We start from the raw sequence: 15,683 nt of genomic DNA, 5'->3' as shown, positions 1-15,683 counted from the left end.
ATTTGTAGGCTTGCCGGGTCTTGCTGGTGATCTTGCCTGCAGACATGACTGTCTCCCAATGCTACCCCCAACAGAGGCTAGCTCTGTCTAGGAAATCCTGGGAACTCCACCATCGCTATCTGGGTCGGCTGGGCATGGGCCCATGTGTCTTAAGAAGTTTCGGAATTTTATCAACCGAGGGTCGAACGCGATTGCACGTGTCTTTGGTGCAGCCTTCGCATTCCTATGTGAATTGTATTCGAGGGGATACTTATTTCTTAGGTCTCCGTCGGAGAGAGTCTCGATATCGTGAATCATCTCTTGATAGATCGCGGGGTACTCGAACGGATCAGATAGACCGTTGAGTAGCTTTGCAGCGATAACCGATTGCGAAATCGCTTCGCTCTTCGCGAAAGCTAAGCCGAAGGCCATCCATCCAAGCTCTAGAGCTTGTTTTACTTGAGAGCTTGGCTGAACGGCTAGAGTGGGGCATAGCTTTGAGGGTTTGCTGGAGCCGGCAGTGTTGCAATGAGTTGCTATAGATGCGTAGTTCAAGTTCTGGTTGTCGTAGCTGTTGAATTGAAAGGGGTGTGCAGGCGAATTTGGCTTCATGGCACTCTGATTCAATATGTTTATGACGCGAAGAAGATGGTCGGTTCCTCTGGGTGTTGCAGCTTGACGCGCACTGCAAAATTGACATTTGCAAGCTGCAATGTTCTTCGCCGCATGTTGCTCGGTGGTTGTAAAAGAGGGAGCATCTTCACGTTGACGGCTTCTGCCAAGATCACCGTCGGCGTTCTCCTAGATACGGCTAGGCATGCCCGGATGGTGTAAAAGCTATCCGGGCTTTTTTTTCCTCACTTTTGCATGAGTGGAAGAATCGTCTGATTGAGCCAGTAAGGTCTGCCTTGCTTGCCGACGGGTCTGTTTGGGTAGTCGTAGCCATCTGGCTTGGGAAGTGCCCCATCTTTAATTCGCTGGTAGATGGTCGTATGACTGCAATTGAAAAGCGCCTTTAAATTTCCGACCCTTAGCCTTCCGGGCTGAGTGAGCGGAACTATTGGTACTATGGTCTTTACAGCGGACTTCTTTGCAGTTCCCATTTGTGTAAGTACCGCTTTGTTTAACGTTATTGCCATTTTCGATGCTCCAAAAAAACGGAAAAAGCCCGCATGGCAGTGGGGCCCGCGAGAATCGCAGGTCGAAATATCCACTCCATTGCGGGCTTAGTTTTAGTGTTACGAACGACGTTTGATCGTTGTGCGTTAAAGCTACGGCGAGCTATTGGGTCTGTCAATAATCTCTTTACGCCATCTTCTTGATTGGGACTACGTTGCAATTGTCGGAAAACAAGATAGCGGCCCAATCTCGCATCATTTCGCGTCTTTCCTTAAGGAATTGTGCGTGGTTATAGCTTGCGGCGGTTTTGTTTCCCTTGCTTGTACTCCAGTGAGATAGCTGCAACTCGACAAGATGGGGCGGGTAGTTCTTTTCGTTAAGTGCCGTACTTGCGGTACCTCGGAACCCATGTGCCGAAAGTCGACCTGCGTATCCCATGCGGTATAGCGTCTGATTGATTGTGTTTGGATTCATTCCCCCCTTCCCGGTTCGATTGGGGAATAGGAAAGGGGACGATTCTTGATCAGCTAGAAGAATTAGCTTCTTGACTAGTGTGGCAGCTCGGGGGGAGAGGGGAACAAGGTGGTCACGGCGCTTCTTCATTTTCTTCGATGGAACTAGCCAGTAAGGATTGGGTCCATCCATATCGAAGAACTCGATCTTCTCGGCTAGGCGCAATTCTTGTGTGCGAACAAAAGTGAGCGCGAGCAACTCGATGGCCATCTTCACTCGTTCAGTGGCGGTGACTTCGCCTAGAGCCTGCCAAAAGGCAGGAAGCTCATCTAGCTCAAGATGAGAAGCGTGCTTGACGTCTGGGCGACTCACAACATCTCTTAGTGCCCACGTTGGATCAAAGTGGATTTGCGCGAGTCCTTTGGAAACAGCATGGGCAAAGATACGACTGCACAATGACTTGATGTGTAGAGCGGTAAGGGCTGCTCCACGTTCGCGAACTCGAACGCGGGTTTGTAGGCGCGTCTTTCCCTCATTCTCAAAGACGTAGGTCATCTTTACTTTTTTACGCTCGGCTACGCTTTCTAGGATGGGACTTAGTTCTGCTGCGCCGACTTCAGTAATCTTCATCGCGCCAACCTGCGGGAAGACGTCGCGTTCCATCATTCGGCTTACCTTGATGGCATAGCTTTCCGTCCATCTGTCTTTCTCAGGTGCGTTCGGATTTGTCTTTTTGGCGAAGTAGGAGAGTGCGACAGCTTTAAAGGTGTTCTTCTCAGCGGCTGCAATCTGTTGAGCGTGCGCTTCCCTATGTTTTCCGGGGTCGACCTTGGCCTGCACGAGGGAGCGAGCAGCTTCGTGTGCGCCCCGTGCGTCCTTCAGGGACATCTCCGGATATGTGCCGATGGTGTACGTCCGTTCCTTCCCGTAGAGCGTGTAGGCATACCGCCAGCTCTTGGCACCGTTGCGAGTGAGCCAAAGATAGAGACCCCCGCCGTCGTTGAGCTTAAGACCCTGAGTGGAGTCCTTGGGCATGACCAACCCGGGCTTGTCGGGCCTCTGGCGATCTTTCAGAAGGGTTGCGAACGTGGCATTGGCCACGGTGGTAGCAGTCAGTGAACGCTTCACAGGGAGGCTCCTACGGGCTATTGTCGGCTACCCGGATTTCTACCCTGTTTCGGGCTTTATTCCGGGTATCGGAACCGGATGCCTTCTTACGGCAGTGCAATCGAAACCCCTTAATTGCAAGGGTTTTTCTGATGCATCCGAACTCCGGCGAAGCATAGTAGTAGCTTTAGAGCTTGGCCATTGCCCATTTTACCGCGCCAGCCGGCGCTCACGGGCGATGGCTTACACTGCCTGCCTGCGACTGAAACCACCCCATGCTGGACTCCCTCAATCCCCCCCAACGCGCGGCGGCTGTGCACGCCGAAGGTCCTCTGCTGGTGCTGGCTGGTGCCGGTAGCGGCAAGACGCGCGTGATCGTCGAGAAAATCGCCCATCTGATCGGTATCCGCCGCTACCCGGCCCGCCGCATCGCCGCGATCACCTTCACCAACAAGTCGGCCAAGGAAATGCGCGAGCGTGTGGCCAAGCGCCTGCGCGCCGAGGACGCGGCCGAAGTCACCATCTGTACCTTCCACGCCTTGGGCCTGAAGTTCCTGCAGATTGAACATGAACAGGTGGGTTTGAAGCGCAACTTCTCCATCTTCGATGCCGACGATGCCGGCGCGCAGATCAAGGATCTGCTGGGTGGCACCAATGCCAAGCCCGACGACATCGAGGACATGAAGAACCTGATCTCGCGGGCCAAGAACTCCGGCCTCTCACCCGAGCAGGCAATGGCGGCGGCGCGCAGCAACCGCGAGAAAGATGCGGCGATGGTCTACGAGCTGTACCAGACCCGTTTGACCTCGTTCAACGCTGTGGATTTCGATGACCTGATCCGCCTGCCGGTGCAGGTGTTGGAAGAACACCCGGATATTGCCCTGGCCTGGCGCGAGCGCATCGGCTACCTGCTGGTCGACGAATGCCAGGATACCAACGATGCCCAGTACCGGTTGCTCAAGCAGCTGGCCGGGCCCGCCGGCAACTTCACCTGCGTGGGCGATGATGACCAGTCGATCTATGCCTGGCGCGGTGCCAACCCCGAGAACCTGCAGCAGATGGGCGTGGATTACCCGGCGCTGCAGATCATCAAGCTGGAACAGAATTACCGTTGTTCCAACCGTGTGCTGCGCGCGGCCAATGCGCTGATCGCGCACAACCCGCACGAGCATCTGAAGACCTTGTGGTCCGACCAGGCCGACGGTGAACGGATCCGCGTGTGGGAGTGCCGCAACAGCGAACATGAAGCGGAAAAGGTGGCGGCGGAAATTCACTTTCTCGCTACCAGTCGCAAGATTCCGTGGAGTGATTTCTGCATCCTGTTCCGCGGAAATTTCCAATCGCGTCCGCTCGAAAAAGCGATGCAGCTGGTCGGCGTGCCGTATCACCTCAACGGTGGCACGGTGTTCCTGGAACGGCAGGAAGTGAAGGACACGCTGGCCTGGTTGCGGCTGATCGTGAATCCGGACGATGACACTGCCTTCATGCGTGCGGTGCAGTCGCCCAAGCGCGATGTCGGCGCAAGCACGCTGGCCAAGCTGGCCGAGCTGGCGTCGGAGAAAGACATTCCGATGGCACACGCTGCCGAAAGCATGGGGGCGTTGGCACAGCTCACCCCGCGTGCTGCGAACAGCCTGAGCAAGTTCACCGACATCCTGCGCGCGCTGCGCCTGGACATGCGGCAGATGAGTTCCGGCGACCTGGTGCGGCGCGTGGCCAAGGACTCGGGCATGTTGGCCGAGCTGCGTCACGCGGCCAAGGACACCGCAGGCTACGAGCGTCGCGCCAACAATCTGGAAGAACTGGCGTCGTGGTTCGAGAGCGGCCCGCGTGGTGCCAGCGCCGCCGACATGGCCGCGCAGCTGGCGCTGATCTCGCGCAACGACAAGGACGACGGCGGTAACCAGGTGCGGATGATGACGTTGCATGCGTCCAAGGGCCTGGAGTTCCCGTACGTGTTCATCGTTGGCTGCGAGGACGGCGTGCTGCCGCACCAGGTCAGCCTGGATGAAGGCAATCTGCAGGAAGAGCGGCGCCTGCTGTACGTAGGCATCACCCGCGCCAAGATCCAGCTGTGGATGAGCTTCAGTCGTTTGACGCGCAAGTTCGGCGAGCACATCCGGCTCAAGCCGAGCCGGTTTTTCGATGAGATTCCGGCCGGTGAGATCCAGCGCGATGGTGCCGATCCGGTGGCCGATGCCGCGCACAAGCAGGAGCGGGCCAAGGCCGGATTGGCAGCGATCCAGGCGCTGTTTGATTGATGCTTGTCTCCTCCCCTTTGGCGCAGCCAAGGGGGAGGCCGGGAGGGGGTAGCTTTGGCCCCGGTCTTGCGCTTTGATTGGAGCTCACTGCGAACAGAACCCCTTTGCTTCAAGAGGTAGTGCCGAGCCATGCTCGGCAGGGGGCTCTACCGGCAAAAATCAAAAGCACCCCTCCCCAGCCCTCCCCTCTGCTGCGCAGAAGGGAGGGGGCCACAGCAGAGTCCACCATGTCCCTGATCCAGACCGAACGCCTGCAACTGCGCCTGCTGCGTGACGACGACGGCGATGCCGCCGCGATGCTGCAATTGCTCAACGAACCGGGTTTCCACGAATTCATCGGCGACCGCGGTGTGCGCACGCTGGAGCAGGCGCGCGAGTACGTGCGCAATCACACCTTTGGCAGTTATTCCGCGCATGGCTTCGGCATGTATGCGATTGAACGCCGTAGCGACGGTGCCTGGCTCGGCAATGCCGGGCTGGTTCGGCGCGAGGGCCTGCCCTGTGCGGATGTTGGTTACGCCCTGCTGGGTGCCTACACCGGCCAGGGCTATGCACTGGAAGCCGTGCAAGGCGTACTTGCCTACGCGCGCGGCACGCTCGGCCTGGGTGAACTGCGTGCGATCGTCTCGCAGGGCAATGCGCGCTCCGTCGCGCTGCTGGAAAAAATCGGCTTCCGCGATGACGGCACCGTGGTGCTGCCGGGCAAGGACGAACAGCTGCTGCTGTTCGTCAATACGCCCGCCTGAGCCGGCTCAGCCGCCCAACTGCTCCTGCAACGCTGCCAGTTGTTCCTGCAGGGCAGCGACGGTGGCTTCCAACTGCTGCACACGCTCTTCCAGGGCGCTGTTGTCTACCGCGGCGGCAGCGCCAGATGGCGCACGGTACTGCGCTGCCAACGCATCCACATCCACCGCACCACACAGCAGGTGCATGAAGCGGTCTTCGCGCTGACCGGCGCCGCGCGGCAGCTGCACAACCAGGCCGCGCTGCTGCAGGCGTTCCAGCTGGTGGCGCAGGTCGGCGGCATCGGCAAACTTGGCCATACGCTCGCTGCGGGTGGTCAGCTCGCCGGCGGTCTGCGGGCCGCGCAGCAGCAGCAGGCCGAGCAGGGCGACCTGCTGGCGTGGCAGGTCGAGCTTGGGGCCGGTCAGGTGTTCGTAACGGTCAGCGCGCGAGGCGAAGTGCTGGCGCACCAGGCCAAGGGCCTCCAGCTGGCGCAGCGCGTGCTGCACCTTGCCGGCTTCCAGATTCATCACCGGCTCGCGCGCGGTTTTCTGGTTGGCGGCCACCTGGGCGGCGTTGACCGTGAGTGGATAGGTGTCCGGAGTGGTGGCCTCTTTCTCGATCAGGCAGCCCAGCACGCGCGCCTGGGCGGCGTCGAGGATAGGGAAATCGGGGGTCTGGCTGGCGTCGGTCACTGTCCGGGCTCCGGTCTTGCTAGGGGGGCGCAAGCATAGCTGAGAGCGGAAATCGGGGCTAAAACCGGGGTCGGAGTGGAGTTTCGCTCCGAAACCCCGCTCCGACCCCGGCTCACCGCGCAAGGCGGGCAAAGCGGGGAGCCGGTAAACTTGCGCGGTTTTCAAAGATTCCCGGTAGTTGCCATGTCCCGATTCCCCGCCCTGACCCTGCTTGCCGGCGCTGTGCTGTCGCTGGCTGCCTGCAGCTCGACCACGCCGTTGAGCCGCGTTTCGCCGGCCCCGGCCGACGCCGTCGTAGCGCCGGCCAATGCCCCCAACGACAACCTCAATGCCGTGCTGTGGGTGCAGCGTTCGCAGGAATACCGGGCCAGCGCACTGCAGACCTGGAAGCTGGCCGGCGCACAGCTCGACGCGGCGCTTGCCGATGGCAGCTGGACCGCGCTGTTGCCGGAAGAGGGCGGCAAGCACCAGTCGGCCAAGCTGAAGCCGGCGGTGGTGGTGGACGTGGATGAGACCGTGCTCGACAACTCGCCCTACCAGGCGCGGCTGGTGCGCGACGGCAGCAGCTACAACGACGCGACCTGGGAAGCCTGGGTGGATGAGCGCAAGGCGCAGCCGGTACCCGGCGCGGTGCAGTTCGCGCAGGCCGCCGCCGCCAAGGGCGTGACCATGATCTACATCAGCAACCGCACCGCGGCGATGAAGGACGCGACCATCGCCAACTTGCGCGCGGTTGGCTTCCCGGTCGCCGATGACAGTGTCTATCTGGGCCTGGGCACGCCGGCGCCGGGCTGCACCGAACACGGCAGCGAGAAGGGCTGCCGTCGCCAGCTGGTGGCGCAGCAGTACCGTGTGCTGATGCAGGTGGGTGACCAGTTCACCGACTTCCTGCAGGTCGAGGACAACAGTCTGGCAGCCCGTGATGTGCTGCTGGACAAGTACCAGGGCTGGATCGGTTCGCGCTGGTGGATCCTGTCCAACCCCACCTACGGTGGCTGGGAAGGTGCGGCCATCAACAATGCCTGGTCGCTGCCGGCGGACCTGCGCAACGGGGCAAAGCGTGAAGCGTTGGAGGTGGCCCGATGAGCCGCGCACCGCTGCCGCTGCGTAATGACGAGCGCCTGATCTTCGCCCTGGATGTGCCAGGCAAGGCCGAAGCCATCGAGTGGGTGGACAAGCTCGGCGACGCCGTGTCGTTCTACAAGATCGGCATGGAACTGCTGGCCTCGGGCGAGTATTTCGATGTGCTCGACGAACTGGCCAAGCGCGACAAGCGCGTGTTCGTCGACCTGAAGTTCTTCGACATCCCGGCCACCATTGCCGGCGTGATCAAGCGCCTGTCGCAGTGGCCGGTGAGTTACTGCACCATCCATGGCTGGCACCCCGGCATGATGGAAGCCGCTGCAGCCGCCAACAGCTCGGAGATGCGCCTGCTGGCGGTGACCGTGCTGACCTCGATGGGGCGGCCGGACCTTGCGCAGATGGGTATCGACCGTGAACCGGTGGATGTGGTGGTGGAACGCGCCCTGGCCGCGCAGCGCGCCGGTATCGACGGCGTGATTGCTTCCGGCCAGGAAGCCGCGCCGATCCGCGCCGCTACCGGTCAGGGTTTCTCCATCGTCTGCCCCGGCATCCGCCCCGGCGGCCCGGTGGGCGATGACCAGCAGCGCACCGTGGGTGTGGCCCAGGCTTTTGCTGACGGCGCGGACGCGATTGTCGTCGGCCGGCCCATCCGTCTGGCTGCCGACCCGCGTGCTGCAGCATTGGCAATGCAACTTGAAATTGCCGATTCATTCAAATTAAATCAATAACTTATCGCATTGTTAATGAAGTATTGCATTAACTGAAGCCGGCGCGTAGGCTACGTCTCGTCCGGCTCTGCCGGCGATGCGTCAAACATGTCTACCGGCTTCATGTCGGTTTGAGGGGTCTGTCACCGGCAACGGGGCGGCCTCTTTTTTTATTCCGGGATCGGAAAATCGAGAAAGCCGCTGGCGCGGGCAATTGCCCGCCTCCGTGCTGCCCTTCGGTGCCGTGACGGCCGTGCTTGCCGCTGTCACCGGGCAGGCATCAAGATGCTTGGCCTACGGGAGGATAGCCGCCGTCATGCAACGCCGTTCACTACCCAGCTGCCACACCCTCATCCTGGCTTCGGTTTGCCTGGTAGCGCTGTTGGCGGGTTGCAAGCGCAACGCCGAGCCCTTGCCCGGAGCCGCCACCGAGCCGGCCGCAGCGGTGCGCCAGCTGACCCAACACCTGCGCAACAACGACCTGGTCGGCTATGCCCGCGCGGCGGTACCGCCGGCCCAATACGCCGAACTGGAAGCGGCCTGGGCGCAGGGCCATAGCCGCTGGCCACTGACCGAGCTGCCCTTGGACGAAAAGCTGCCGGCGCTGTTGGCCACGCTGTCGGAGCCAGATGCCGAGCGCAAGCTGCAGCGCGCCTTCAAGGCACAGTTGGAGGGCCAGACCGCTGCTGTGCGGCAGGCCGCGCATTCGCTGGGCCTGTTCGGCGTGCAGTACATCAGCCATCAAGGTGACTACAACGCGGCCGAACGTGCGCACTACGTGCAGCTGGTCACCGCGCTCAGCGACTGGGCCCAGGCCGCACCGCTGCCGGACCCCAAGCTGGCGCAGACCTCGATTGCCACCCTCACTGCTGCCGCCCGTGCCACCGGTCTGGCCGATGAGAAGGCCTTCCAGCAGGCTGGCATGACCGGCAGCCTGCAGAAACTCGGCCCGTTCGCCGCGGCCAGCAAGCAAGTGCTGGCAGCCTATGGCCTGAAGCTGGATGAAAGCGTGGAGCAGATGCGTACCGGCCTGGTCTCACAGGACGGCGACCGCGCCACCGTACGTGTGCAGTACCCGCTGGCGGGCAAGCAGCTGGATCTTGAAGTTGCCCTGGTACGCCACGACAAGCGCTGGTATCTGGCACGCACGCTCAGCGATGTGGATGCCGTGTTGGTGGCCGCACGCGCTGCCGAACAGGCCAAGGCCGATGCCTTGCAGCCAGCTGAAACTACAGCTCCGGAAATACCAGACAACGCCGCAGCGGCGGCTAAGCCATAATGGCGCCGATGTCGAAACAGAAATCCCAGCCCGATCAGGGTGAACTGCTGCCGCCGGACGACGCCAACGCGACGCCCGCCACTCCTGCTGCCATTGTGCCGGGCGCCTCTGCGCGACCGTCACCGGCGGCCCGTGCCGCGCGTCGCCCGTGGTGGGCGCGCCTGCTGGGCAAGCTGATCGAGCCCTGGCTGGGCCTGAAGATCGAGCCCGAGCAGGCCGGCCAGCACAACGATGGCCGCCCGGTGGTGTACGTGCTGGAGGACTACGGCCTGTCCAACGCACTGATCCTGGACAAGGCCTGCCGTGATGCCGGCCTGCCGTCGCCGCTGGTACCGCTGGCCGGCGACCCGACCGGGCGCAAGCGCGCCTACGTGGCGCTGTCGCGGCGTTCCAGCAACAGCGCACTGATCCCCGAGCAGCGCGGTGCCAAGACCCATTCCGATTCGCTGGCCAAGCTGCTGCAGGCGCACCGTATCAATCCGGGCCTGGACGTGCACCTGGTGCCGGTGTCGATCTTCGTCGGCCGCGCCCCGGACAAGCAGAGCGGCTGGTTCGCGGTGCTGTTCTCGGAAAACTGGGCGCTGGTCGGCCGCTTCCGCCGCCTGCTGGCGATCCTGCTCAACGGTCGCGACACCATCGTCCGCTTCGCCCCGCCGGTTTCGCTGCGCGGCACCGTCGACGAGGGCCTGGAGCCCGAGCGGACCGTACGCAAGCTGCAGCGCGTGCTGCGCACCCATTTCCGCCGTATCCGCGAATCGATCATCGGCCCGGATCTTTCCACCCGCCGCCTGTTGGTGGACAAGGTGCTGGAAGCTGATTCGGTGCGCGAAGCCATCGCCGTGCAGGCAAAGCGCGACAACTCCAAGACCACTGACGCCTGGAAGAAGGCGCAGGGCTACGCCTGGGAAATCGCCGCCGACTACTCCACCCCGGTGGTGCGTTCGGCCAGCTTCATGCTCAGCCACGTCTGGAACCGCATCTATGCCGGCGTGCTGGTGCATCACCTGGACAAGTTCAAGGAAGCCGCGCCTGGCCACGAAATCATCTACGTGCCCAGCCATCGCAGCCACATGGACTACCTGCTGCTGAGCTACCTGCTGTACGACCGTGGCATCGTGCCGCCGCACATCGTGGCCGGCATCAACCTCAACCTGCCGGTGGTCGGCACCCTGCTGCGCAAAGGCGGCGCGTTTTTCATCCGCCGCTCGATCAAGGGCAACGCGCTGTACTCGGCGGTGCTCAGTGAATACGTCGCGCAGTTGGTGGCCGGTGGTTACTCGATCGAATACTTCGTCGAAGGCGGCCGCTCGCGTACCGGCCGTCTGCTGCAGCCCAAGGGCGGCATGATTTCGATGACGCTGCGCGCTTTCCTGCGCCAGCCGCGCAAGCCGGTGCTGTTCCAGCCAATCTACGTCGGCTACGAAAAGCTGATGGAGGGCAACAGTTACCTTGACGAGCTCACTGGTCGGCCGAAGGAAAAGGAATCGATCTGGGCGCTGTTGTGGGGCATCCCCAAGGTGCTCAAGCAGAATTACGGCCAGGTGGTGGTGAACTTCGGTGAACCCATCGCGCTGAACGACGTGCTGGCCAAAATGGCGCCCGAATGGGACGGCCAACCGGTGCCCGAAGACGAGAAGCCGGGCTGGTTGGCCGGCACCGTCGACGTGCTCGCCGAGCAGATCCAGGAGCGCATCAACGCTGCTGCCGACGTAAACCCGATCAACCTGCTGGCGCTGGCGCTGCTGTCCACGCCCAAGCACGCGATGGGTGAGGCCGACCTGATCGCACAGATCGAGCTGTGCAAGAAGCTGCTGGTGGAAATGCCGTACTCCGACCGCGTCACGGTCACCCCGCATTCGCCCGAGCGCATCATTGCCCACGCCGAGGAAATCAACGTCCTCACCCGCATCAAGCACCCGCTGGGTGATGTGCTCAGCGTCAGTGGCGATACCGCGGTGCTGCTGAGCTACTTCCGCAACAACGTACTGCATCTGTTCACTGCGTCTTCGTGGGTGGCTTGCTGCTTCCAGAACAACCGCCGCATGAGCCGTGGCGGCCTGCTGCGTCTGGGGCGCGGCCTGTACCCGTTCCTGCAGGCGGAGTTGTTCCTGCCGTGGACCGAGAATGAATTCGCCGCGCGCATCGACCAGACCATCGACGTCTTCGTACGCGAAGGCCTGCTCCAGCATGTGGGCGAAGACGACGGTGGCATGCTCGCACGCAGCACCGGGCAGACCGACGAAGTGTTCCGTCTGCGTGCGATTGGCCACTCGCTGCAACAGGCGTTCGAGCGCTATTACATCGCCATCTCGGTGCTGGTGAAGAACGGCCCGGGCACGCTCGGCGCTGGTGAGCTGGAAAGTCTGTGCCAACAGGCCGCGCAGCGTCTGAGCCTGCTGTACGCACCGGCCGCACCGGAGTTCTTCGACAAGACCCTGTTCCGTGGCTTCATCCAGAAGATGCGCGAGCTGCGCCTGGTCTGGCCGGACCAGAACAGCAAGCTGTTGTTCGACGAACGCCTGGATGCCTGGGCCAAGGACGCCAAGTTCATCCTCGGCCGCGAACTGCGCCACACCATCGAGCGCGTGAGCCCGGAAGCGGTGAAGCCGGACGTGCCGCCAGCAGCGTGACGGAAGCCCCGTAGAGCGGAGCCATGCTCCGCTGAAGCGCTACCGGAAGTCCATTGTCCTATAGGAGCGGCGCAAGCCGCGAAGCCACTGCTCGATCAGGTTGCAGGCATGCCGGTGATTTCAACGCTGCCGGCTTCGCGGCTTACGCTGCTCCTACAATCCTGATGGATAGCTTGTAAGACCACCTGCCGAGCATGGCTCGGCACTACCTGCTTTCGCTCCCTCCCTTTGCCGCAGGCAAGGGGAGGGCTGGGGAGGGGTAGGTTTTGGTTTACGGCTTGCGCCGGCTCTGCGTTTGGATGCTTTGCTGGTAAAGCCCTTGCCGAGCATGGCTCGGCACTACCTGGTTCCGTTCAGGCTGGCTCGTTCGGGATCAGCATGCTTTCCAGCTTGGTGATGCAGTCGCGCAGCTGCAGCTTGCGCTTCTTCAGCCGCTTGGCCTCCAGGTCGTCGTCCGGGTTGGCGGCAAGGCGCGCGATGTCTTCGTCCAGGCTGCGGTGCTCGGCACGCAGGACGGCGATGCGTTGGCTGATCTGCTCGGGGGTCATGGTCTCCACGGGGATTGAGCATACACGTTGCCGCTGGCCGCGTGAGGGACGCTGCCGACCCGGTAGAATGGGCGGATGAGCGCTGTCATTTCCCTGCCCGATCCCGCCCCGCGGGCCCGTGATCCGCACGTGGCCGAACGTGAACACCAGAAACTTGGCAAACGCCTGCGTCACCAGGTAGGCCAGGCCATTGCCGACTTCGGCATGATCGAGGCCGGTGACAAGGTGATGGTCTGCCTGTCCGGCGGCAAGGACAGCTATACCTTGCTGGACATCCTGCTACAGCTGCAGAAGAAGGCACCGGTGCCGTTCGAACTGGTGGCGGTGAACCTGGACCAGAAGCAGCCCGGCTTCCCCGAGCATGTGCTGCCGGAATACCTGGCCTCGGTCGGCGTGCCGTACCACATCATCGAACAGGACACCTACTCGGTGGTGAGCCGGGTGATCCCGGAAGGCAAGACCATGTGTTCGCTGTGCTCGCGCATGCGCCGTGGCTCGCTGTACACCTATGCCGAAGCCAATGGCTTCACCAAGATCGCGCTGGGCCACCACCGCGATGACATGGTGGCTACGTTCTTCATGAACCTGTTCCATCATTCCAAGATTTCCGGCATGCCGCCCAAGCTGCGCAGCGACGACGGCAAGCATGTGGTGATCCGCCCGCTGGCCTATGTACGCGAGGCGGACATCATCGAATACGCCAATACCCGCCAGTTCCCGATCATTCCCTGCAACCTGTGCGGCAGTCAGGAAAATCTGCAGCGCAAGCAGATCGGCCTGATGATGAAGCAGTGGGAGAAGGACACGCCCGGCCGCATCGAGCAGATTTCCCGCGCGCTGGGCGACATCCGTCCCTCGCAACTGGCCGATCCCAAGCTGTTCGATTTCATGGCGCTGGGTCGCCGTGAAGACGCGCCGCAGTCCGATGCGCAGGCGTGGCTGGATGGCGGCGACAAGCCGCAAGATCAAGAAGCCCTTCTCCCATCGGGAGAAGGGTTGGGATGAGGGGTGGCAGTGCTACGGTGGTCTGAAGCCAGGTAGTGCCCCGCTCATCTGCCGGCCTCCACGGCGGCAAGCTCTTCGGAGCAGCTTCTGCTGCAGGCAGAAGCAAGCCCCTGAACCATGAATACGAAATAGGACATCCATGTTTTTCAAGAACCTCACGCTGTTCCGTTTCCCTACCTCCATTGATTTTTCCGACGTCGACACGCTGCTGCCGCAGGTGGTGCTCAAGCCGGTCGGCGCGCTGGAAATGACCTCGCGCGGCTTCATCTCGCCGTTCGGTCGTGAAGAAAAGACCCAGTTCTCGCACCGCATCGGCGATGCGCTGTGGCTGACCGTCGGCGGTGAAGACAAGATCCTGCCCAGCGTGGTGGTCAACGATCTGCTGCAGCGCAAGCTGGAAGAGATCGAAGAGAAGGAAGGCCGCAAGCCCGGCGGCCGTGAGCGCAAGCGCCTGAAGGACGACCTGCTGCACGAACTGCTGCCGCGCGCCTTCGTGAAGAGCTCGCGCACCGATGCCTTCCTCGATCTGCAGCACGGTTATGTCGCCGTCGACAGTTCCAGCCGCAAGACCGGCGAGAACGTGATGAGCGACATCCGCGGCATGCTCGGCAGTTTCCCGGCGATGCCGCTGAATGCCGAAGTCGCACCACGCGCCATCCTGACTTCGTGGATCGCCGGCGAGCCGCTGCCGGAAGGCCTGAGCCTGGGCGAAGAATGCGAGATGAAGGACCCGGCCGAAGGCGGCGCGGTGGTCAAGTGCCAGCACCAGGAGCTGCGTTGCGACGAGATCGACAAGCATCTGGACGCAGGCAAGCAGGTCACCAAGCTGGCGCTGATCTTCGAGGACAACCTGTCCTTCGTGCTTGGCGACGACCTGATCGTGCGCAAGCTGAAGTTCCTCGATGGCGCGCTGGACCAGCTCGAGCACATCGACGAAGAAGGCCGCCGCGCCGAACTGGATGCTCGCTTTGCCCTGCAGAGCGGTGAAATCCGTCGACTGTTCCTGCTGTTGGAGCAGGCATTCAAGCTGAGCAAGGCTGATAGCTGAACCCGTTGCTGACCTACCCGGTTTCGTAACCGGGTAGGGACTATGCTGGGACCATGGTTAGTCTGCTTCGCCGTTTGATGACCCCCGCCGCGCCGGTGATCCAGCGCGACACGGTGCGCCTGCGTCTGGACGATGCCGAGATCGAAGTACTGCGCGTGCGTGATCCGCGCGCACGTCGTCTCAAACTCAGCGTGGACGAACGCGGTGCACGGCTGACCATGCCGCTGCGGGCAAGCCTGGTTTCCGGCGAGCGGTTCCTGCAGGCCAACCGGCAATGGTTGCAGCAGCAGTTGGCGCGGCTGGGTGGTGATGGTTTGCTGGCACCGGCACTGCGCCTGCGCGAGCCCGGTGTGCTGCCGTTGCGCGGTGAATTGTTGCCGGTGCAATGGCAGGAAGGGCGGTTTACCCGCATCGAGGCGGATGCTGGAGTAGTGACTATCCAGCTGCCTGCGCGTGCCGGGGAACCGGCGTTGCGGCGCGCGCTGCGTGAATTCTATGAAGTGCAGGTGCGTGCCGATGTCGGCCAGTGGCTGCCGCGTTATCTGCCGGGCTTGGCGCGTGCGCCGTCACGGCTGCGGCCCAAGGTGATGTCCTCGCAATGGGGATCGCTGGCGCCGGATGGTTCGATGGCCCTGGATCTGGCCTTGGTGTTGGCGCGGCCGACTGCGTTTGAGTACGTGCTGGTGCACGAGCTGTGTCACTTGTTGCAGGCCAACCACTCGCCGGCGTTCTGGGCGGAAGTTGAGGCGCGTTTCCCCGAGTGGCGTGATGAGCGTGATTACCTGCGTGAGGAAGGCCGCAGGTTGAAGAGCACCTTGCATCAGCTGCTGCGGGCGCAGGGCTGAGGCCGAAGCAGGCCACTGTAGTGCCGAGCCATGCTCGGCAAGGGCCTTACCGGCAAGATCAAAGGCGTCCCCTCATCCCAACCCTTCTCCCGCAAGCGGGAGAAGGGCTAAGGCAACAGCAAAAGCAACGGCCAAGAGCCAAGAGCCAAGAGCACCCCTCCCCTTGCCTTCGGCAAAGGGAGGGGGAAGAGCGGGCGCTGC

Annotated in this window: 12 protein-coding genes; 9 read left to right on the top strand and 3 right to left on the bottom strand. The window is 62.2% G+C overall.

Annotated features, from left to right (window positions below):
• Positions 1 to 1,284: 1,284 nt before the first annotated feature.
• The gene (locus ACVOLS_RS17930) at positions 1,285 to 2,679 is read right to left on the bottom strand and encodes a tyrosine-type recombinase/integrase (RefSeq protein ID WP_481546758.1); all 1,395 of its coding nucleotides are present in this window, start codon (positions 2,677 to 2,679) and stop codon (positions 1,285 to 1,287) included.
• A 257-nt stretch (positions 2,680 to 2,936) separates the two neighbouring features.
• Between ACVOLS_RS17930 and ACVOLS_RS17925 the strand changes: the two genes are divergently transcribed.
• Positions 2,937 to 4,919 carry a UvrD-helicase domain-containing protein gene (locus tag ACVOLS_RS17925; protein WP_481546759.1) on the top strand — a complete coding sequence of 661 codons (1,983 nt, stop codon included), beginning with the start codon at positions 2,937 to 2,939 and terminating at the stop codon, positions 4,917 to 4,919.
• A gap of 227 nt (positions 4,920 to 5,146) precedes the next feature.
• Positions 5,147 to 5,665: a GNAT family N-acetyltransferase gene (locus tag ACVOLS_RS17920; RefSeq protein WP_481546757.1), complete on the top strand. Its 519-nt coding sequence runs from the start codon at positions 5,147 to 5,149 to the stop codon at positions 5,663 to 5,665.
• Positions 5,666 to 5,671: 6 nt separating this feature from the next.
• Here ACVOLS_RS17920 and ACVOLS_RS17915 read toward each other — a convergent pair whose 3' ends face one another.
• Positions 5,672 to 6,337: a YceH family protein gene (locus tag ACVOLS_RS17915; protein ID WP_481546756.1), complete on the bottom strand. Its 666-nt coding sequence runs from the start codon at positions 6,335 to 6,337 to the stop codon at positions 5,672 to 5,674.
• Positions 6,338 to 6,520: 183 nt separating this feature from the next.
• Here ACVOLS_RS17915 and ACVOLS_RS17910 point away from each other — a divergent pair, with 183 nt between their 5' ends.
• From ACVOLS_RS17910 to plsB, 4 genes are all read left to right on the top strand, one after another.
• Complete coding sequence (locus ACVOLS_RS17910; RefSeq protein WP_481546755.1) at positions 6,521 to 7,423, top strand: 5'-nucleotidase, lipoprotein e(P4) family; 903 nt, start codon at positions 6,521 to 6,523, stop codon at positions 7,421 to 7,423.
• Entirely contained in the window at positions 7,420 to 8,148 is a 729-nt protein-coding gene (gene pyrF, locus ACVOLS_RS17905; RefSeq protein ID WP_481546754.1) for an orotidine-5'-phosphate decarboxylase, read from the top strand. Before ACVOLS_RS17910 ends, pyrF begins: the two co-directional genes overlap by 4 nt.
• A gap of 295 nt (positions 8,149 to 8,443) precedes the next feature.
• Complete coding sequence (locus ACVOLS_RS17900; protein WP_481546753.1) at positions 8,444 to 9,406, top strand: hypothetical protein; 963 nt, start codon at positions 8,444 to 8,446, stop codon at positions 9,404 to 9,406.
• Between the two features lie 8 nt (positions 9,407 to 9,414).
• Positions 9,415 to 12,036 carry a glycerol-3-phosphate 1-O-acyltransferase PlsB gene (plsB, locus tag ACVOLS_RS17895; RefSeq protein WP_481546752.1) on the top strand — a complete coding sequence of 874 codons (2,622 nt, stop codon included), beginning with the start codon at positions 9,415 to 9,417 and terminating at the stop codon, positions 12,034 to 12,036.
• Positions 12,037 to 12,389: 353 nt separating this feature from the next.
• Here the strand turns inward: plsB and ACVOLS_RS17890 are convergent, their stop codons facing one another.
• Entirely contained in the window at positions 12,390 to 12,584 is a 195-nt protein-coding gene (locus tag ACVOLS_RS17890) for a YdcH family protein (protein ID WP_481514344.1), read from the bottom strand.
• 75 nt (positions 12,585 to 12,659) lie between these two features.
• On the opposite strand from ACVOLS_RS17890, the gene ttcA reads away from it, so the two are divergent.
• From ttcA to ACVOLS_RS17875, 3 genes are all read left to right on the top strand, one after another.
• Entirely contained in the window at positions 12,660 to 13,589 is a 930-nt protein-coding gene (ttcA, locus tag ACVOLS_RS17885) for a tRNA 2-thiocytidine(32) synthetase TtcA (protein ID WP_481546751.1), read from the top strand.
• 139 nt (positions 13,590 to 13,728) lie between these two features.
• A complete protein-coding gene (locus tag ACVOLS_RS17880) occupies positions 13,729 to 14,637 on the top strand; it encodes a recombination-associated protein RdgC (RefSeq protein ID WP_481546750.1) in 909 nt (302 codons plus the stop codon).
• A gap of 53 nt (positions 14,638 to 14,690) precedes the next feature.
• The gene (locus tag ACVOLS_RS17875) at positions 14,691 to 15,482 is read left to right on the top strand and encodes a M48 family metallopeptidase (protein ID WP_481546749.1); all 792 of its coding nucleotides are present in this window, start codon (positions 14,691 to 14,693) and stop codon (positions 15,480 to 15,482) included.
• Positions 15,483 to 15,683: the final 201 nt, after the last annotated feature.

The organism is Stenotrophomonas sp. STEN038 (assembly GCF_056759895.1).
The sequence above is the reverse complement of the archived record's forward strand: the minus strand, read 5'-3'. Positions and strand labels throughout refer to the sequence as shown.